Source organism: Brevundimonas sp. EAKA (assembly GCF_000698025.1).
Taxonomy (GTDB): domain Bacteria; phylum Pseudomonadota; class Alphaproteobacteria; order Caulobacterales; family Caulobacteraceae; genus Brevundimonas; species Brevundimonas mediterranea_A.
This window is the reverse complement of the sequence record NZ_JMQR01000034.1, coordinates 1-19166: the sequence shown is the minus strand read 5'-3', so window position 1 is coordinate 19166 and position 19166 is coordinate 1. Positions and strand designations below refer to the sequence as shown.

The 19166-nt window shown below is 66.7% G+C and carries 19 protein-coding genes; 8 read left to right on the top strand and 11 right to left on the bottom strand.

Translation table 11 applies throughout. The features are described 5' to 3' along the window. Positions 1-30 precede the first annotated feature (30 nt). On the bottom strand, positions 31-1182 hold the full coding sequence (gene rnd / locus ER13_RS07030) for a ribonuclease D (protein WP_035307894.1): 1152 nt from the start codon (positions 1180-1182) through the stop codon (positions 31-33). Positions 1183-1261: 79 nt separating this feature from the next. Here rnd and purM point away from each other — a divergent pair, with 79 nt between their 5' ends. Continuing rightward, entirely contained in the window at positions 1262-2299 is a 1038-nt protein-coding gene (gene purM, locus ER13_RS07025) for a phosphoribosylformylglycinamidine cyclo-ligase (protein WP_008261223.1), read from the top strand. 68 nt (positions 2300-2367) lie between these two features. Here the strand turns inward: purM and ER13_RS07020 are convergent, their stop codons facing one another. Beyond that, on the bottom strand, positions 2368-3969 hold the full coding sequence (locus ER13_RS07020; protein ID WP_035307891.1) for a S10 family peptidase: 1602 nt from the start codon (positions 3967-3969) through the stop codon (positions 2368-2370). Between the two features lie 144 nt (positions 3970-4113). Here ER13_RS07020 and purN point away from each other — a divergent pair, with 144 nt between their 5' ends. After that, positions 4114-4716 carry a phosphoribosylglycinamide formyltransferase gene (purN, locus tag ER13_RS07015; RefSeq protein WP_035307907.1) on the top strand — a complete coding sequence of 201 codons (603 nt, stop codon included), beginning with the start codon at positions 4114-4116 and terminating at the stop codon, positions 4714-4716. A 19-nt stretch (positions 4717-4735) separates the two neighbouring features. Here the strand turns inward: purN and ER13_RS17705 are convergent, their stop codons facing one another. Further along, positions 4736-5401, bottom strand: coding sequence for a TetR/AcrR family transcriptional regulator (locus tag ER13_RS17705; RefSeq protein WP_050771610.1), 666 nt, complete (start codon positions 5399-5401; stop codon positions 4736-4738). 134 nt (positions 5402-5535) lie between these two features. Here ER13_RS17705 and ER13_RS07005 point away from each other — a divergent pair, with 134 nt between their 5' ends. Continuing rightward, positions 5536-6345 (top strand): SDR family oxidoreductase, encoded by an 810-nt coding sequence (locus ER13_RS07005; protein ID WP_008264123.1) that lies wholly within the window; start codon positions 5536-5538, stop codon positions 6343-6345. Between the two features lie 127 nt (positions 6346-6472). Continuing rightward, a complete protein-coding gene (locus ER13_RS07000; protein WP_035307890.1) occupies positions 6473-8524 on the top strand; it encodes a M13 family metallopeptidase in 2052 nt (683 codons plus the stop codon). 93 nt (positions 8525-8617) lie between these two features. Here ER13_RS07000 and ER13_RS06995 read toward each other — a convergent pair whose 3' ends face one another. The 4 genes from ER13_RS06995 to ER13_RS06980 form a co-directional block, all read right to left on the bottom strand. Continuing rightward, positions 8618-8818: a hypothetical protein gene (locus ER13_RS06995; RefSeq protein WP_008260739.1), complete on the bottom strand. Its 201-nt coding sequence runs from the start codon at positions 8816-8818 to the stop codon at positions 8618-8620. 165 nt (positions 8819-8983) lie between these two features. Continuing rightward, positions 8984-9403 carry a nucleoside-diphosphate kinase gene (gene ndk / locus ER13_RS06990; protein WP_008262562.1) on the bottom strand — a complete coding sequence of 140 codons (420 nt, stop codon included), beginning with the start codon at positions 9401-9403 and terminating at the stop codon, positions 8984-8986. A 77-nt stretch (positions 9404-9480) separates the two neighbouring features. Further along, entirely contained in the window at positions 9481-9888 is a 408-nt protein-coding gene (locus tag ER13_RS06985; RefSeq protein ID WP_008260634.1) for a type II toxin-antitoxin system VapC family toxin, read from the bottom strand. A 77-nt stretch (positions 9889-9965) separates the two neighbouring features. Continuing rightward, positions 9966-10256, bottom strand: a complete 291-nt coding sequence (locus ER13_RS06980; protein WP_008258831.1) for a type II toxin-antitoxin system Phd/YefM family antitoxin — start codon at positions 10254-10256, stop codon at positions 9966-9968. Between the two features lie 47 nt (positions 10257-10303). Here ER13_RS06980 and ER13_RS06975 point away from each other — a divergent pair, with 47 nt between their 5' ends. The 4 genes from ER13_RS06975 (at position 10304) to ER13_RS18370 (ending at position 14571) form a co-directional block, all read left to right on the top strand. After that, positions 10304-12193, top strand: a complete 1890-nt coding sequence (locus tag ER13_RS06975; RefSeq protein WP_035307887.1) for an ABC-F family ATP-binding cassette domain-containing protein — start codon at positions 10304-10306, stop codon at positions 12191-12193. Further along, on the top strand, positions 12193-12435 hold the full coding sequence (locus ER13_RS06970) for a DUF2164 domain-containing protein (RefSeq protein ID WP_035307885.1): 243 nt from the start codon (positions 12193-12195) through the stop codon (positions 12433-12435). Before ER13_RS06975 ends, ER13_RS06970 begins: the two co-directional genes overlap by 1 nt. 209 nt (positions 12436-12644) lie before the next feature. Continuing rightward, entirely contained in the window at positions 12645-14030 is a 1386-nt protein-coding gene (locus tag ER13_RS06965; RefSeq protein ID WP_052004981.1) for a PAS domain S-box protein, read from the top strand. A gap of 148 nt (positions 14031-14178) precedes the next feature. Further along, positions 14179-14571 carry a hypothetical protein gene (locus tag ER13_RS18370; protein ID WP_155988122.1) on the top strand — a complete coding sequence of 131 codons (393 nt, stop codon included), beginning with the start codon at positions 14179-14181 and terminating at the stop codon, positions 14569-14571. Between the two features lie 59 nt (positions 14572-14630). On the opposite strand, the gene ER13_RS06960 is transcribed toward ER13_RS18370, so the two are convergent. The 4 genes from ER13_RS06960 to ER13_RS06945 all read right to left on the bottom strand — a co-directional run bounded on the left by ER13_RS06960 (position 14631) and on the right by ER13_RS06945 (position 19109). Continuing rightward, a complete protein-coding gene (locus ER13_RS06960; protein ID WP_035307901.1) occupies positions 14631-17120 on the bottom strand; it encodes an exo 1,3/1,4-beta-D-glucan glucohydrolase in 2490 nt (829 codons plus the stop codon). A 246-nt stretch (positions 17121-17366) separates the two neighbouring features. Next, positions 17367-17576, bottom strand: a complete 210-nt coding sequence (locus ER13_RS06955) for a DUF3126 family protein (protein WP_154727061.1) — start codon at positions 17574-17576, stop codon at positions 17367-17369. Positions 17577-17640: 64 nt separating this feature from the next. Then, entirely contained in the window at positions 17641-18462 is an 822-nt protein-coding gene (gene cysE, locus ER13_RS06950) for a serine O-acetyltransferase (protein ID WP_035307878.1), read from the bottom strand. 20 nt (positions 18463-18482) lie between these two features. After that, positions 18483-19109: an NUDIX hydrolase gene (locus tag ER13_RS06945; protein ID WP_035307876.1), complete on the bottom strand. Its 627-nt coding sequence runs from the start codon at positions 19107-19109 to the stop codon at positions 18483-18485. Positions 19110-19166 lie beyond the last annotated feature (57 nt).

The window sequence follows — 19166 nt, the reverse complement described above, 5'->3', positions numbered from 1 at the left end:
CTCCCCCCGCAGTGGGAGGAGACAGGAAATCTACCCCTCGATCTCGACGACCTCGACCCGCGATCCGCTCAGCACCAGGGCGATCTCGCCGCGCTTCAGCTTCAGCGCGTCCTCGCCGAAGATCTGGCGGCGCCAGCCCTTCAACGCATCCACATCGGCGTCGTCGGTGACGGCGATCTTTTCCAGATCGGACACGGTGGCGATCAGCTTGGACGCCACCCCGGCGTTGTCGCTCTTGGCCTTCAGAAGCACCTTCAGCAGCTCCACCACCGAAGGCGGCGCTGGCTGACGGTGCGCCGGGCGCTCCATCTCGGGCGCATGGGATTCGGGATCGGCCAGGACGCGCTTCAGCTCCTCGGCCAGCTCCAGGCCCAGGCGCGACCCGCCGAAGCCCTTGGGCACCGAACGCAGACGGTTGAAGGCCTCGGGGTCGGTGGGGGTCTGTTGCGCGACCTCGTCGATGCCCTCGTCCTTAAGGATTCGGCCGCGCGGCTGGTCGCGCTCCTGGGCGGCGCGCTCGCGCCAGACGGCCACGGCCTTGAAGGCCGCCAGATATTTGGCCGAGAATTTCTTGGGCTTCAGCCGCTTCCAGGCGTTCTCGGGATTGGTGTCGTAAAGGGCCGGATCGATCAGGCTCTCCATCTCCGACATCACCCAGTCCAGCCGGCCTTCCTTCTTCAGCCGGTCGCGCAGCTTGGGATACAGGGCCGCCAGATGGGTCACGTCGCCCAGGGCGTAGACCAGCTGGCTGTCCGACAGCGGGCGTCGCGCCCAGTCGGTGAAGCGGCTGCCCTTGTCCAGTTCGACGCGCAGCATCTGCCGCACCAGCGAATCATAGGCGACCTGTTCGCCGAACCCGGCCGCCATGGCCGCCACCTGGGTGTCGAACATCGGCCTGGGCATGGCGCCCAGTCGCACGAAGATTTCGACGTCCTGGCGGCAGGCGTGGAAGACCTTGATGATCTTCGGATCGCGCAACAGGTCCAGGAAAGGCTCCAGGTCCAGGCCTTCCGCCATGGGATCGATGATCCCGGCGTGATCGGCGGACGCGGCCTGGATCAGGCACAGCCTGGGCCAGTAGGTCGTTTCCCGCATGAACTCGGTGTCGACCGTGATGAACGGGGCGGTGGCGAGGCGGGCGCAAAAATCGGCCAGCGCCTCATTGGTGGTGATCGGCGTCATTCCGATGCTATAGCCCCCCGCAACCCACCTGTGGCAAGAGCCGCGCTGCATTTCCGCCCCGATTCCAGGCCCGAACACCATGAGCGACACCCAAAAGCCTCTCGAAAACGGCCTGACCTACGCCGATGCGGGCGTGGACATCGACGCAGGCGAGATGCTGGTCGAACACATCAAGCCCCTGGCCAGGTCCACGGCGCGCCCCGGTTCGGAGCCGTCGCTGGGCGGTTTCGGCGCCCTGTTCGACCTGAAGGCCGCCGGATTTGAAGATCCGCTGATCGTCACCACCACCGACGGCGTCGGCACCAAGCTGAAGATCGCCATCGAAACCGGCCGTCATGACGGCGTCGGGATCGACCTGGTCGCCATGTGCGTCAACGACCTCTTGGCCCAGGGCGCCGAGCCGCTTCTGTTCCTCGACTACTACGCCACCGGCCGTCTGGAGATCGACGCCGCCCGCCGCGTCGTCGCCGGCATCGCCGAGGGCTGCCGCCAGGCCGGCTGCGCCCTGGTCGGCGGCGAAACCGCTGAAATGCCCGGCATGTACACCGACGGCGACTATGATCTGGCCGGCTTCAGCCTGGGCGCGGTCGAGCGCGGCCACGCCCTGCCCTATCTGGACCGCCAGGCGGCCGGCGACATCATCATCGGTCTGGGCTCCACGGGTCCGCACTCGAACGGCTATTCCCTGGTCCGCAAGGTGGTCGAGAAGTCCGGCCTGGCCTGGGGCGACGACGCCCCCTTCGCCAAGGACCGCTCCCTGGCCCAGGCCCTGATGGAGCCGACCCGCATCTATGTGAAGCCGGTCCTTCCCCTGATGAAGGCGGGCCTGGTCAAGGGTGCGGCCCACATCACCGGCGGCGGCCTGATCGAGAACCCGCCCCGCTGCATCGCCGAGGGGCTGAAGGCTTCGTTCGACTGGAACAGCTGGCCCATGCCCCACGTCTTCCAGTGGCTGGCCGAAACCGGCGGCATCAGCGACCACGAGATGCGCCGCACCTTCAACTGCGGCGTCGGCTTCATCCTGATCGTCTCGCCCGAAAACGCCGAGCCGGTTCTGGCCGCCCTGCTCAACGCGGGCGAGGTCGCCTTCGTCTGCGGACAGCTGGAAGCGGCCTGATCCTTCGACGCGCCGGTTTCGCATGAAACAAGGGCCGGAGGCGGCGACGCCTCCGGCCCTCTTGCGTATCAGCGCGCCCCGCCGTTCGCCGTTTCGCTGTAGAAGCGCGACAGGTCGGCGTGCAGCTTCACCAGGGCGTCGTGGCTCAGGTACATCATGTGCCCGCCCTCATAATAGGTGAACTCCAGGTTCGGCCTCAGGCTGGGCTCCAGCATCATCTGGGCCAGGTCGAACTCGGTCGAGAAGAAGGGGGTGGCGGCGTCGTAATAGCCGTTCAGCGCCATCACCTTCAGATACGGATTGCGCCGCATCGCCGTGGCCAGATCGACCGCCGTATTCGGTGTCGTCTGCGGCCCGCCGACCGGCGGACGGTGGTTCCAGTTCCAGTTGAAGCCCGGCAGGCCCCGCGCCGACATCCGGTATTCGACGTCGGTGTCGTACTTCAGCTCATTGGCCACATAGTCGCGGAAGATGCCGAAATAGGCCCCCGTCACGGCCGAGCTGGAGGGATCGTCCTCGGGCGAATCCCCAGAGGCGTCGTCGTCCAGACCCAGATAGCGGGTGTCCAGTCGCCCGATGGTCTGGCGCCGGTCACGCAGCAGTTCCTTGCGGAAGCTGCTCAGCTCGACCCGCAGATTGGCGTTGTCGATGAAATTGGGCGACAGGCCGGTCAGTTCGCTCATCTGACGCACGATGTCGGCGCGCTCGGCGTCCGAGATCATATGCCCCTTGGCCAGGGCCGAGGCGTAGGGTCCGAGCGCGAAGTCGCGCGCCCGCTGCACCTGTTCCTCCACCGTCGCCGCCGGATGGGCCAGCTTGCGGTGATACCAGGCCGTCGCCGCATAGGTCGGCAGCAGGGTGACGAAATTCTGCGGATAGCCCGGCTGACGCACACCGTAGTTCATGATCGAGGACAGCAGCACCACCCCATTCAGCGACATGCCCCGGTCTTCCAGCTGGAAGGCCACGGCGCCGGTGCGCAGGGTGCCGTAGGATTCGCCGATGATGTATTTCGGGCTGGACCAGCGGCTGAACTTGGTCGTGTAGCGCATGATGGCGCGGGCGAAGGCGTCGGCGTCCTGATCCACGCCCCAGAAGGCCGAACCCGCCGTCTCGCCCAGCGGCCGCGAGAAGCCCGCCCCCACCATGTCGATGAAGACCAGATCCGTCTGGTCCAGCAGGGTCATATCGTTGGGACCAAAGGCGAAGGGCGCGGGCCGCACCACCGTCGGCTCGTCGGTCTGGACCCGCATCGGCCCGAACGAGCCCATGTGCAGCCACACCGTCGGCGAGCCCGGCCCGCCGTTGTACAGATAGGTCACCGGCCGCGTCCCCACCGGCTGACCGTCCAGCGTATAGGCGGTATAGAACAGGCTGGCCGTCGGCATGCCCGCGTCGTCGCGGATCGTCAGCGTCCCCGCCGTCGCGTGATACCGCAGGGTCTTGCCATGGGCGTTGACCGAATGGGCCGTCGTGACCTCGGCCTCCTTGACCGGCGCGCGCGCCCAGTCCTTTTCGATGGCGTCGGCGTTGGCGTTGCGGAACCGGTCGGTCGCCGAGCGCATCGCGCCGCCGCTGGCGCCGCTGTTCGAACCGCTCTCCTGAGCGAAGGACGCTGCGGGCGCGCCCAGCATCGCAGCCATGGCCGCGAGGCAGATCAGTCTCTTCATGCGATAATCCCCTGTACCCGCCGCCCCTCAGGACCCCTCGTCGGATGGGCGACGTTACACGGTAACGTCCGAACACGGCGGACAACAAGAGCGGATCGCGTTTGATCCTTGCCAAGCGTCGCCCGCCCCGCCATGGGGGCGGCCATGTCGTCCCGAGCCGTTTCTCCCGTCCGCGTCGCCGTCCTGATCTCCGGGACCGGCTCCAACATGGCCGCCCTGATCGACGCCGGTCAGGCCGCCGACAGCGGCTATGAGGTCGCCCTGGTCCTGTCCAACATCGAAGACGCGGGCGGCCTGGCCATCGCCTCGGCCAAGGGCGTCGCGACCGTCTCCATCCCCCACAAGCCGTTCGGCAAGGACCGCGAGGCCCATGAGCGGGCGGTTGACGAGGCCCTGCGCGCGACCGGCGTCGAGGTGGTCGCCCTGGCCGGCTATATGCGGATCCTGACGCCGTGGCTGGTGCGCGCATGGGAGGGCCGGATGCTGAACATCCACCCCAGCCTGCTGCCCCTCTATCCCGGCCTCGACACTCACGCCCGCGCCATCGCCGCCGGCGACGCCGAGGCCGGCTGCACCATTCATCTGGTCACCGAAGGCGTGGACGAAGGTCCGATCCTGGGCCAGGCCCGTGTGCCGATCCTGGGCGACGACACGCCCGCCGCCTTGGCCGAGCGGGTGAAGACGGGGGAACATGGGTTGTATCCGCAGGTGCTGACGAGCTTCTGCAAGGGTTTGGCGCGGGCCTGAACCTCTCCATGCTGCGCCGTCAGGCCCGGTCCGAAGGCGCATAATCCGGCGTCAGGTACCGGGTCAGCATCAGGGCGGTTTCCTCGATAAGCCGCGCGCGTTTGTCAGGCGTCAGAGCGCAGGCCTGAACCACCAGGGCATGCGCCGCCTCGACCACTGTGGTGGCGTGCCATTCGCGGTCCTGGGGCAGGACATGCCGTGCGCGGAGCGCCAGCAAGCGATCGACGACGACCCGGGTGTGATCGAGCAATGCGATGCTTTCCGGACTGCTGGAGCCGCGCACGGCCCGATAGACGTGTTGATAGGCGGGATGGGCCTGATGAAAGTCCGTCAGCGCATGCAGGACCCATTCGACCGCCTGACGCAGGGGCCAAACCGCAATGCCCGCCTGCTCCTGACGGCTCAGAATCTGTTCCGTCTCGTGCACATAGCGCATCGCCAGCATCTCGATGATCGCGCGCTTGTGGGGGAAGAAGCGATAGAGCACCCCGACCGACGTACTGGCCCGCGCAGCGATCATATTGGTCGTGGCGTTGTCCACGCCCATTTCGCCGATCACTTCGGCGGCGGCGTCGAGGATCTGCTCAACCCGCCGACGGCCGCGATCCTGGACCGGCGGCCGCCGCACAGGCCCGCTTCCGGTGGGCCCGGGACCGTCCTGAGCATCCGTCGGGTTGGCGGCCATGGGTCTCCCTGTGACTTGGACTTCGCCCGGCCTCATTCGGCGACGACGGAGCGAAGGGCTTCCTCGACTACCAGTCTTGTCAAATGAGAGCAAATACTCCAGTTCTTGAGTACTGCGGACACGGATGGACTCTCATGAGCAGGATTGGCGGCAAGACGGTTCTGATCACCGGCGGGGCGTCCGGGATCGGCGCGCTGATGGCGCGGAGGTTCGTCGCTGAGGGCGCCGCGCATCTGGTCCTCTGGGATATCCAGGCGGAGGCCATGGAGCGACTGGCCCACGACTTGGCCGGGGACGGCGTCGCCGTGTCGACCTATCTGGTCGATCTGGCCGACCCCGAACGTATCCGCGCCACGGTTCAAGAGATGAACGAGGCCGCGATCAAAGTGGACATACTGGTGAACAACGCCGGCGTGGTGACCGGTCGGCCCTTCGTCGCCCACAGCCCCGACGACATCGCGCGAACCATGGATGTGAACGCGCTGGCGCCGATGTATGTGGCGCACGCCGTCCTGCCCGGCATGATCGCCCGGGGCGGCGGCCATATCGTCAACATCGCCTCCGCAGCCGGCCTGGTTTCCAACCCCAAAATGTCGGTCTACTGCGCCAGCAAATGGGCCGTGATCGGCTGGTCCGATTCCCTGCGCATCGAAATGGAGCAAGAGGCGACCGGCGTGAAGGTCACGACCGTCATGCCCTATTACATCGACACCGGCATGTTCCAGGGCGTGCGTTCGCCCGTCATCCCCATCCTCAGACCCGACAAGGTCGTCGATCGGATCGTCGCGGCGATCAAGACGGACAGGATCGTTCTGCGACTGCCGTGGATTGTGAACCTTTTGCCCCTGGTCCGCGGTCTTCTGCCGGTACGATGGTTCGACCTGATCGGCGGGCGCTGGCTGGGCGTCTATCATTCGATGGACGACTTCCAGGGAAGGCGATGAGGTTCAGGCGTGGGCCGCTGACCGCATCCACCGAGAACCACCTCTCGCCGGATTACGAAAACTTCATGCGACAGGCCGCCGCACCGGCGCAAAGGTGCGGCCGACAAAAATCGGGACCCTATCCTTCATGAATCGTATTCGCCTTATGGCCGCCTGCTCGGCCTGTATCGTCGTCGCCCTGACCGGCGGCGCCTCGGCCCAGGACCATTCGCACGACGCGCACGGCGCCCCCGCCCCCTTCGGCGCCTGGGGCTTTGACCTCGCCGGCCGCGACACCAGCGTCAAGCCGGGCGACGACTTCAACGAATACGCCAACGGAACCTATCTCCGCACCACCGAGATCCCCGCCGACAAGGCCCGGTTCGGTCCCTTCGACGTCCTCTATGAGAACGCCCAGGCCCAGCTCCGCTCGATCATCGAGGCCAGCGCCGCCAATCCGGTCAACGCCAACGCCCAGAAGGTCGGCGCCCTCTACGCCAGCTTCATGGACGAGGCCCGCGTCGAACAGCTGGGCGCCGCGCCCATGGCCGCCGACCTCGCCGCCGTGAAGGCCGTGACCGACCACGCCGCCATGGCCCGCCTGATGGGCGCCAGCCATTCCGGCTTCGGCGGCTCCCTGTTCGGCGTCGCGGTCTTCGAGGACCTTCAGAACCCGAACATCAACTCGGCCTATCTGGCCCAGGGCGGGCTCGGTCTCCCCGACCGCGACTATTATCTGAAGCCGGACTTCGCCGCCCAGCGCGAGGCCTATCTGGCCTATCTGACCCAGACCCTGACGGCCATCGGCTGGACCAATCCGGCCCAGAGCGCCGCCGACATCCTGGCCTTCGAGACCAAGGTCGCCGAGAAACACTGGACCACGGTCGAGCGTCGCCAGATCGACAAGCTCTACAACCCCACCAAAGTCGCTGACTTGGCGACGTTCGCTCCCGGCTTCGATTGGACGGCCTTCCTCGACGGCGCTCAGGTGGGGAACCTCGACACCCTGGTGCTGATGGAGAACACGGCCTTCCCGGGCATCGCCCAGGTCTTCGCCGAAACCCCGATCGAGACCCTGAAGGCGTGGGAGGCGACCCAGATCGTCGATCAGGCCAGCCCCTATCTGTCCAAGGCCTTCGTCGACGCCCGCTTCGACTTCCGCGGCAAGACCCTGCGCGGCCAGCCCGAGAACCGTCCCCGCTGGAACCGCGGCGTGGCCCTGGTCGACGGCCAGTTGGGCGAAGTCCTGGCCCAGGAATATGTCCGCCTGCACTTCCCCGCCTCGTCCAAGGCCCAGATGGAGACCCTGGTCGACAATATCCGCGCGGCCATGACCGAACGGCTGAAGACGCTCGACTGGATGAGCGAGGCGACCCGCGAACAGGCCCTCTACAAGATGTCCAAGTTCGGGGTGAAGATCGGCTATCCGGACAAGTGGCGGTCGTATGACGGTCTCGAACTGACCGCCGGCGACCTGTACGGCAATGTCGAACGCTCCTCGGCGTTCGAATGGGCGTATCAGCGCGGCAAGATCGGCAAGCCGGTCGATCCGCTGGAATGGGGTATGACGCCCCAGACGGTGAACGCCTACTACAACCCGCCGCGCAACGAGATCGTCTTCCCGGCCGCCATCCTGCAGGCGCCCTTCTTCGATCCGAACGCGGACCCGGCCGTCAACTACGGCGGCATCGGCGCGGTCATCGGCCACGAGATCACCCACGGCTTTGACGACCAGGGCCGCAAGTCCGACGGCGACGGCGTGCTGCGCGACTGGTGGACGCCGGAAGACGCCGCCCGTTTCGAGGCGCGGGCCAAGGTTCTGGGCGACATCTACAACAGCCTGGAGCCCCTGCCCGGCGTTCACGTCAACGGCGACCTGACCATGGGCGAGAACATCGCCGACCTGGGCGGCCTGCTGCTAGCGCTGGACGCCTACCACAAGTCGCTGAACGGCCAGCCGGCTCCGGTGATCGACGGCCTGTCGGGCGACCAGCGCGTCTTCCTGGGCTGGGCCCAGGTCTGGCGCGAGAAGTCGCGCGAGGCGGCGCTGAAGGAACAGCTGACCACCGATCCGCACTCGCCGGGCTCGGTCCGCGCCGCCACCTCGCCGCGCAACATCGACGCCTGGTACGCCGCCTTCGGCGTCTCGCCCGACCAGAAGGCCTACATCGCCCCCGAGGCCCGCGCCCGCATCTGGTAAGCGGTCACGCAGCCCGAACGGAAAAGGCCCGGAGCATCGCTCCGGGCCTTTCTTTTTCAGCCGTTGGGCTTTTTCAGCACAGGGCTGAAGGTCTTACTTCGGCGTGGTCGCTGCACCGGCGACAGCGCCGATCGCGGCGCCCGCCACGGTCGAACCGGTGTTGCCGCCAACGACCTGGCCGGCGACAGCGCCACCCAGGGCGCCGGTGGCGGCGCGTTGTTCCATGGTCTGGCCACAGGCGGCCAGTAAGGCCACGGCGCCGATGACGGGGGTCAGTTTCAGCAGGGTTTTCATAAGGCTACTCCGGGGGGACTGAGACGAGACTGACCCAACGAAAAGGCCCGCGTCCGGTTCCGGACGCGGGCCTTAATGTCTCAGTCGCTGTTGCGAGCTGCGGAACGCGACTTGAGCGCCGACTTTGCGCTAGGTCGGGACGCGGTCCCTCGCGACTTGAGCGCCTTAGCCGACGATCTGGTCGTCGGTGAAGAACTGGGCGATCTCGATCTTGGCGTTGTCCTGGCTGTCCGAACCGTGGACCGAATTCTCGCCGATCGACAGGGCGAACAGTTTGCGGATCGTGCCTTCGGCGGCCTGTTCCGGGTTGGTGGCGCCCATGATTTCACGATAGGCGGCCACGGCATTCTCGCCTTCCAGCACCTGGACGACGACCGGCTCGGCGGTCATCTGCTCGACCAGCTCGCCGTAGAACGGACGCTCGGCGTGGACTTCGTAGAACTTCTTGGCCTGGTCGGTCGACAGCTTGACGCGACGCTGGGCCACGATGCGCAGGCCGGCGCCTTCGATCACGGCGTTGATCGCGCCGGTCAGGTTGCGGCGGGTCGCGTCGGGCTTGATGATCGAGAAGGTGCGTTCGGTCATGGGAGTTGACTTCTTGTTAGGGAGAATAAGGTCGCGGGCTTATAGCGACGCCCCGCCCCCGCGCCAAGCCCGTCTTATCAGCAGGCGATGGCGCGCACGTGACCGGCGGCGGCATAGTCGAGGATGGCGCGGTCGCGGGTGATCAACGGTACGTCAAGTTCGCGAGCGATAGCGATCATCAGTCGATCCGCTGGATCGCCGTGGATCGGCTCCGGGAGGTTCCACGCGGCAAACGCAATCTGGTGGTTCATCGGAGCCATCCAGACGCCCGGCGCGCTCAGGACATTGTCGAACCATGTCGCGGCGTCGGGTTGAAACAGTCGTCCCGTCGGGCTTTGCCGATTTCGCGCAAGCAGACCGATCTCCCAAGCGGAGACCACCGACACGAGGATTCCGTCTTCGGCCTGCGCGGCCTGTATCGCGGCACGGGCCTCAGGTCGCAAATCGCGATCCAGTTGCGCCCGAATGATCGCGTTGGTGTCCAACAGTATCGCCGCTTTGGACTGCCCCGCCTTGGACAGAGCCCCCAGCCCTCGCCCCACGGCCCTTGTCGGCTTCAAGCTCAACGCAGACCGCTCATCGGATCACAGACGCCATCCACTTCGGGGTCATAGATTGGACCATCGATGTCCAGATCGTCCGGCAGATCGACGCTTCCAGCCTGCCAGCCGATGAAGTCGCCTCTATCCTCTGGCGCAGCGGAACCGGCGACCACCGCCACCTCCTTGCCGCGCTTGGTGATGCGAACCCTGCGGATCTCGCCCGAGTTCACGCGATCCAGCAGGTCCAGGCACTTGGCCTTGAACTCCGTGGCCGTTATGACGACCTCGCCGCTAACAAGATCATACGTCATGACTGGTCATATAGAGATGACCGGTCAGAAAGTCCATTGCGCCTCCCATGCTCCAGATCACCGACCTGACCTTCAACGCCTGGGGCCGCAAATTCCTCGTGGACGCCTCCGTCAGCCTGCCGCCCGGCGCCAAGGTCGGCCTGGTGGGCCGCAACGGCATCGGCAAGTCCACCCTGTTCAAGCTGATCCTGGGCGAGTTGAACGCCAACGGCGACGAGATCAGCCTGCCCAAGACCGCCCGCATCGGCTCGGTCGACCAGGAGCACCCGGCCACCCCCGTCAGCGTCATCGACACCATTCTTGAGGCCGACGTCGAACGCCACACCCTGCTGGGCCGGCTGGAGACGGCGCCCCCCGAAGAGATGGGCGAGATCTGGGCCCGCCTGATCGAGATCGACGCCGACGCCGCCCCCGCGCGCGCCGCCGAAATCCTGGTCGGCCTGGGCTTCGACCAGGAGAACCAGGCCCGGCCCATGTCCGAGTTCTCGGGCGGCTGGCGGATGCGCGTCGCCCTGGCCGCCGCCCTGTTCGCCGAGCCGGACATGCTGCTGCTCGACGAACCGACCAACTACCTCGACCTGGAAGGCGCCCTGTGGCTTGAGGCGCGGCTGAAGAAATACCCGCACACGGCCCTGATCATCTCCCACGACCGCGAGATGCTGAACGAGGTCTGCACCCATATCCTGCACCTCGCGAACCACACCCTGACCCTCTACACCGGGAACTACGACGCCTTCGAAAAGGCTCGCGCCGAAAAGGCCCGGCTGCAGCTGTCGGCCAAGGCCAAGCAGGACGCCGAACGCGCCCACCTCCAGGCCTTCGTCGACCGGTTCAAGGCCAAGGCCTCCAAGGCCGCCCAGGCCCAGTCGCGGATGAAGCGGCTGGAGAAGATGCAGCCCGTGGCCACCACCATCGAGGAGCGCGTCGCCCCCTTCACCCTGCCCTCGCCGCCGCGCCCCCTGGCCCCGCCGCTGATCCGGCTGGAGCGGGCCAATGTCGGCTATGACGTCGGCAAGCCGATCCTGCGCAATCTGAACCTGCGGATGGACCTGGACGACCGTATCGGTCTGCTGGGCGTCAACGGCGCCGGCAAGTCCACCTTCGCCAAGATGATCGCCGGCGCCCTCGACGTGTCCGAGGGCGAACTGCACCGCGACCGCAAGATGCGCGTGGGCTGGTTCCACCAGCATCAGATCGAGGCGATGGACCCCACCGACACGCCGCTGGAGATCATCCGCCGCGCCATGCCGGACGCCCCCGAAAGCGCCCGCCGCTCCAAACTGGCCCAGTTCGGCCTGGGCTATGAAAAACAGGAGACCACGGTCGACAGCCTGTCGGGCGGCGAGCGCGCCCGCCTGCTACTGAACATGGTGGCTATGGATGCGCCCCACGTCCTGATCCTCGACGAACCGACCAACCACCTGGATATCGACAGCCGCCGCGCCCTGCTGGACGCCCTGAACGACTATTCCGGCGCCGTCATCCTGATCACCCACGACCGTTCGCTGATGGAGATGGTGGCCGACCGGCTGTGGCTGGCCGCCGACGGCACGGTGAAACCCTTCGACGGCGACATGGACGACTACGCCAGGTTCGTGCTGGACCGCGCCAAACAGGCCATCGCCAAGCCCAGCCAGATCAAGAAGGAAGAGGCCGCCGCCGCTCCCGCCGCCCAGAACAACAAGGGCAAGAAGAACGACCGCAAATCCGGCCCTTCGCCCTCGACCCTGCGTCACGCGGTCAAGAAGGCCGAAGAGACCATGGCCCGCCTGACCGCCGAGATCGCCCGCATCGACGACGATATGGCCAACGCCGCCGTCAACAACCCCAAGGCCCTGGAAGGCCTGACCCGCGCCCGCGCAAAGACGCAAGCCGACCTGGACGCCGCCGAGGTGGCCTGGGTCGCGGCGGAAGAGGCGCTCGCCGAGGTGGCGTGATGAAGCCGATCAACTTCAGTCGGGAGGAAACCGCCGCGATAGCGGCGAAGCTGCGACCCTATTTTCGGGACGAACTGGACGTCGAACTGCGCGACCTTCAGGCCCAGATGCTGATCGACTTTCTCAGTTCCGAGATCGGGCCCTTCTTCTACAACCGCGCCCTCTACGACGCTCAGGCGGTGCTGAAGAAAAAGGCCGACGACATCTCTGAGGCTATCGCCGGGCTGGAACGCAGCGAGTGATCGCGTCCCCCCTCTCGGTTTAGGGCGGGAAAGACACCCTGACCTTCATTCGCCGACGCGGAGTGAGGCGGCGGGTCGCCGTCGTTCGGAAATATCGGTTCTCGCAGAAGAGTTTACTTCTTCCCTCCTGATCACCGGCTTCAGACGAAAGCTTGACCATTGCTGGTCGCATCAGCCCATTGCCACGGGTCGAGCGACTATCTACGGTCATGCGCCCGTCGGAAGCAGATTTGGTCATGAATAAATCTATCGGTGTGACCAGCGAGCGCCTCGGGCGCATCGTCGAAGAAGCTGCGAGCGAAGTCTATATATTCGGCGAGCCCGACTTCTACTTTCGACTCGTCAACAGGGGCGCCCGCGACAATCTCGGCTATAATTCCGAAGAACTCTCACGGCTGACACCCTGGGATCTGAAGCCGAACATCAGTCGTGCCGATTTCCTGAGACTGATCAAACCCCTCCAATCTGGCGAGGTCGACAGACTTGACTTCGACACCCTCCACCAACGCAAGGACGGCAGCACATACAATGTGTCCGTCAAGCTTCAACTCTTTGACGACGGCGATGACGCGGTCTTCTATGCCGCCATCAAGGATACGACGGATTATCGACGTGTTGAGGCCGCGCTGCGAGAAACAGCCACCCGGCTTGATGTCATATTGAGCAACACGACCATGGCCGTCTTCCTCATGGACGAACGCCAGCACTGTGTATTCATGAACAGGGCGGCGGAGAAACTCACGGGCTTTGCTTTCGCAGAAACGACCGGACGCCCCCTCCACGACGTGATTCATCACACCTATCCCGACGGCTCGCCCTTTCCTCTCTCGGAGTGCGCCATCGACCGCGCCTTTCCGGAACAGGCCGGGACGCAGGGCGAGGAGGTCTTTGTTCATAAGGACGGCTCCTTCTACCCTGTCGCCTTCACGGCCAGCCCGATCTACGACAGCGAGGCGAAGGTCATCGGCACCGTCATCGAAGCGCGCGACATCAGTGAGGAGAAGCGCAACGAGGAGGCCCGCCAGCTGCTGATGAACGAGGTCGATCACAGGGCGCGCAATGTTCTCTCGATCGTCCAGTCGCTCACGCGACGGACCCGCGCCGACGACGTCGCGACCTACAAGGACGTCCTCGCCGGGCGGATCGGCGCCCTCGCGCGCGCTCAGACCTCCCTGGCCAGTCGGCGTTGGGAGGGCGGCCGGCTGGAGGATGTGGTCAGGGAAGAGCTGGAAGCCCTTTGCCCCAGGGACACCGTGGACACCCACGGCCCCGAGATCGGGCTTTCGCCCGAACAGGTCCAGCCCCTCAGCATGCTGCTCCACGAACTGGCGACCAACGCCAACAAATACGGAGCCTGCAGCAATGGCGGCGGCCGTGTCTCGGTGACCTGGACGCTGAAGGAGGGTCAGGTGACGCTCCAGTGGCGCGAAACCGGCGGCCCCACGGTTGTTCCGCCGACCCGGGAAGGCTTCGGATCCTCCCTGAAGGCCAGCGTGGTCCGTCAGCTGGGCGGCGCCCTGACCCGCCAGTGGGCGACCGACGGGCTGATCGTCGAAGTCGCCTTCCCGCTCGACCCGCTGCAAACGCCGGCCTGAACGCAAGCCTTCCGGTCGCGAGCGGAGGCGCTCGGGGGCCCTCCTCGACGAATACAGGCCTGGCGAACCCCTGTCCGCTTTCCGGACCGCACCCCAGGTCACAGTTCGACCCATTGCGGACGTTGGCGGATTGAACCTAGGAGAGCTGATGATCATCGCCACGATGTTGTTCGCTGTTTATCAATCGGAACCGCCTACCGCAGCGCGGCCTGAACCTGCCGTCTGTGAACTATCCGAGCGTGACCTAACGACAGGATCTCGGCTTTGGTGCCCTGCCGAGCTCCGGAGGCAAGTGCCGCAAAGCCTAATGACGACGATGCCCATCGATGGGATCGGCAAGGGATGGGCGCTGTTGAAATGCGACCTCGGTGAAGGTGGCGTGACGACGGCGTGCAGTCTTGTCGCCGAGTCGGAACCGGGTTCTTCGTTCGGCGCATGGGCAACACGCGTTCAGCTCAGGGCGACCGCGCAGGGCACCGATGGTAGTTTTCCCCCGGCTGGCGATAGCTACTACGCCTTTGCTCGATGGGAAGTTCGCTAGCGTCTGCTTCCCACCCTAAGCGGAAGCTCAGCGCTTCCGCTTAGGGTGTTCATAGCCCCTTATGCCGGGCAGCGCGTCTCGGTCTGGCTGGAGTCCAGCTTGATCTCGGACACCGACACCGTCAGCGTCCCGCTGGTCGCCATGTGGAATGGAACCTCGACCTTCGACAGATCCCCGCCGTCGGTGCGGAAACAGGTCAGGGGGATACGGGCCTCGCGCCACTGGCCCACCGGGGCCGAACGCAGCAGGCCGGTCAGGTCGATGGCTCCGCCGCCCAGCTTGAAGGCCACCGGCGCGCTCGGCGCAGCGTCCACCCGGTAGCGGAAGCCCAGAGCCACGGCGCCATTGGCCTGACGCGTCAGATCGACAGGCGTGCCCCAGATTTCGACGCTGGCCGCTCCCGTCCCCGCAAAGGCGAACTGCTGGCCGCTTTCCTGGGCCAGGTCGTCGACCGGGCGCGAGGCGACGCCGGCGCGCGGGCTGGAGGCCGTCTTGGCCGTGCCGGGCCGGGTCTGTCCCCCGGCGTCGTTCAGCAGCAGGCTCCAGGGCGAGACGAACCGCCCATCGACGAAATACCGATCCAGATTGGTCGCCTGGGCCGAGACCCCGCTCTCCTCCGACAGCATTCCCACCGTCGCCGGCGCGGCGTAGCTGAGGCCGTAGCCATAGGCGAACTGCGGGTCATAGCCGGGCTGGCCGTGGTTCAGCGGCGTCCCCGTCGCATCCTTGGGCCAGCTGAACGACAGCTTGCCGGTGAAGTCATGGCGCGGCTTGCCGTCCGCCCCGCCCACCAGGATGTCGACCACCCCGCCGCCCTCGGTCCCCGGCAGCCAGGCGGCCACCAAGGCGTCCGAGGCGTTGATCTCCGGATTGGTCCACATCGGCCGCCCCGACAGGAAGACCGACACGGTCGGAATCCCAGCGGCCTTGAGGCGCTTCAGCGTCTCCAGCGGCGCGCTGGGCACGTAATCCAGATTGTCCACGTCGCCCTGGAACTCGGCATAGGGGGTCTCGCCGAAGACGACGATGGCCACGTCCGGTTTCTGGGTGAAGCTCCCGTCCGCGCTCAGGGTCGCGCTCCCGCCCCCCGCCTTCACGGCCTCTTCGATCCCGCCCCAGATCGACTGGCCCTGGGGGAAGTCGGCGTTGGAATTGCCCGTCCCCTGCCAGCTCAGGGTCCAGCCGCCGGAGGCCTGGCCGATGTCGTCGGCCGCCGTCCCCGCCACCAGGACCCGCGCATTGGCGCGGACCGGCAGGACGCCGTCGTTCTTCAGCAGCACCAGCGACTTGCGCACCGCCTCGCGCGCCAGGGCCCGGTGCGCCGGCGAGGCCAGTTCCTCGAACCGGCCCTCCATCGGCCGGGTCGGCTCAAACAGGCCGGTCTTGACCTTGGCGACCAGGATGCGGCGCACCGCCTCGTCCACCCGCGCCGCCGGGATCTCGCCCGACTTGGCCTGGGCCAGGGTCGAGGCGTACAGCGGCTTCCAGCTATCGGGCGCCATCAGCATGTCGATGCCGGCGTTGACGGCCAGGGCGCAGCTCTCATTGGTGCAGCCCGGCAGTTGCCCGTGGGCGTTCCAGTCGGACACCACGAAGCCCTTGAACCCCAGGGGCCCGCGCAGCACGTCGGTCAGCAAAGTCGGGTTGCCCGAGTGCTTGTAGCCGTTCCAGCCCGAGAAACTGGCCATGATCGACAGCACGCCCGCGTCGATCGCCTGGACATAGCCGCCCAGGTGGACGTCGATCAGCTCCTGCTCCGTGCCCCGGAAGTCGCCCTGGTCCTCGCCCTCGAAGGTGCCGCCGTCGGCCAGGAAGTGTTTCGCCGATCCGGCGATATGGCCGGGCGCCAAGGGCCGCCCCGGCTGCAGCTCGCCCTGGAGCCCCAGGGTCATCGGCCCGGCGTAGGACCGCTGGACCTCCGGATCCTCGGCGTATCCCTCATAGGACCGGCCCCAGCGGTCGTCGCGCGGCACGGCCAGGGTCGGGCCGAAGGTCCATTCCGCCCCCGTCACCGCAACCTCCAGCGCCGTCGCCGCCCCGATCCGCCGGATCAGGTCCGGGTCACGCGCGGCGCCCAGGCCGATATTGTGCGGGAAGATGGTCGCGCCGGGGACGTTGTTGTGCCCGTGCACCGCGTCGATGCCGTAGATCAGCGGGATCACCGTCCCCCCGCGCGCTTCGTTGGCGGCCCGGAAGGCGCGGGCCAGGTCCAGCCGCTTCTGCGCCGTCGCCTTGTCGTCGCCCCACGGACCCGAGCTGCCGCCCGCCAGGATCGAGCCCAACGGATAGGTCTTCAGGTCGTCCGGCGTGATCGAGCCGATATCGGCCTGGATCAGTTGCCCGACCTTCTCCTCCAGCGTCATCTTCGCCATCAGCTCGGTGACGAAGGCCTCGGTGCGCGCGTCGCTGATCGCGGCCGGGGTCGCGGCCTGGGGCCAGAGGGCGGGATGGGCCCGCGCCGCCTCGGGAACCGCGGCCGTCTGGGCCAGGGCGGGGGCGCCGCCGCTCATGGCCAGGGCCAGAACCATCAGGGACACAGTCGTGCGCATCGGATTTCCTCGCAGGATGAACCAGGAGGCGTGCGTCTGACGGATCGGAAGACAGGCGGACAGGCGCGACGGAATGGCGACATTCCGACCCTTCACCCTGCGCGTCTGCTCCCGAGCGATCGATCCGCCGCCCTTCGGCGCGGATTAGGGACGGGACGCGGCGGCCCGTCAAGCCATTTTTGAGAACGTTCTCAAGATCGCCCCGCGCAACTTGACGCAGGGCGATTCCCGGAGGGGATCAAACCCCTAGTCCGGCAGGTCTTCGGCCAGGATCGCCATTTCGAACATGAACGAGCCTTCCTCGTCCTCGTCCTCGAAGACGATGCCGATGAACTCGTCGCCGACATAGACTTCGGCCGAGTCGTTCTGCTTGGGACGGGCCTTCACGATGATGCCGCCGGTGTTGAAGGTGCGCTTGAGGTGGGCCTCGATACGCTTCAGGTCGGTGTCTTTCACGGGGGGCCTCATGGTCTTGGGTTGGCGGCGGACCCTAGAGAAGTCGGGCGTTGAGGGAAACCCGTCAGATCACGAAGTCGTACACCACGTCCGCCAGCGTATGGTCCATGGTCCGCGCCGGCTCGGCCCCGGTGGGGCAGTTGACCAGCCGCGCCGGCACCCCGGCCACGGTGCAGCCCGACGGCACATCCTTCAGCACCACCGAGCCCGAGGCCACCTTGGCGTAGTCGCCGACGTGGATATTGCCCAGCACCTTGGCCCCGGCGCCCAGCAGCACCCCCTTGCCGATCTTGGGATGGCGGTCGCCGCGTTCGGCCCCCGTGCCGCCCAGGGTGACATTGTGCAGCATGGACACATCGTCGCCGACCACCGCCGTCTCGCCGATGACGATGCCGGTGCCGTGGTCCAGGAACAGCCCCTTGCCCAGCCGCGCGGCCGGATGGATGTCCAGCTGGAACAGTTCGGAGATTCGGCTCTGGAAATGGAAGGCCAGGGTCTCGCGCCCCTGCCCCCACAGCCAATGGGCCACGCGCCACCCCTGCAGCGCCTGGAAGCCTTTGAAATACAGGAAGGGCTGCAACAGGTTGCGGATCGCCGGGTCGCGCTCGGCCACCGCCTGCAGATCGGCTTCCGCCGCCGCGACCATGGCCGGATCGGCGACGAAGGCCGACAGGCAGACCTCGCGCACCGACATGGCGCTCATTTCCCCGTCGGCCAGCTTGCGCGCGATCTGGAAGCTGAGCGCGCCGGCCAGGTCGTCGTGCGACAGGATGACCGCATTCATCTGCGAGCCCAGCTGGGGCTCCTCGCGCGCGGCGGCCTCGGCCGAGGCGCGCAGCTGGCGCCACACGCTGTCGGTTTCCGCAACGACTTCAAGCTTGGCCATGCCGGGCTCCTTCGGCGACATCATACCCGCCCCAGCATGGCCTGCGCCAGCGCCGGAGGCAGGGCTCCATTCTGCGCCATATGATAGGCCTTGTACGCCGTCGCCACCGTCAGACTGTCGCGCACCGTCCCGCGCCCGATCTCGTCGAGCAGATCCAGGAAGGGCACCCGGACCACGGCGATGATCTCCGTCGGGTCCGGCGCGACCGGCGCAGGGCTCAGGCCCCAGGCGATCCAGGTCTTGCCGATCTCGTCGGTGATGGAATTGGACATCTCGACCGTCAGGGCCGGCGCCCAGTGCGCGGCCTCCAGCCCCGCCTCTTCGGCCAGTTCGCGCCGGACCCCGTCGAACGGATCCTCGTCCAGGGGCGCCCCGCCCTCGGGCATTTCCCAGGAATAGTTGGCCAGGGCGAACCGCTGCTGGCCCACCAGCACCACCGTCCCGTCGTCATGCACCGGCAGCACGCCGGTCCCGACGTTCTTGAACCGCACGACGGCGTAGTCGGCTGCATGCCCCGTCGGCGCCGTCGCCGGATGCCGGGTCAGGCTCAGCCACGGGCTGTCGAACAGAACCTCGGTTCCGTCGCTGCGCCACGCCGGCGGCTTGACCAGTCCCTCGGCCCATTTCGGTTCGTTGGAATTGCTCATGGCTCACCTATGGCGAAGGCGGGGACGAAAGCCTAGCTAGACCGCATGACCGAGCTG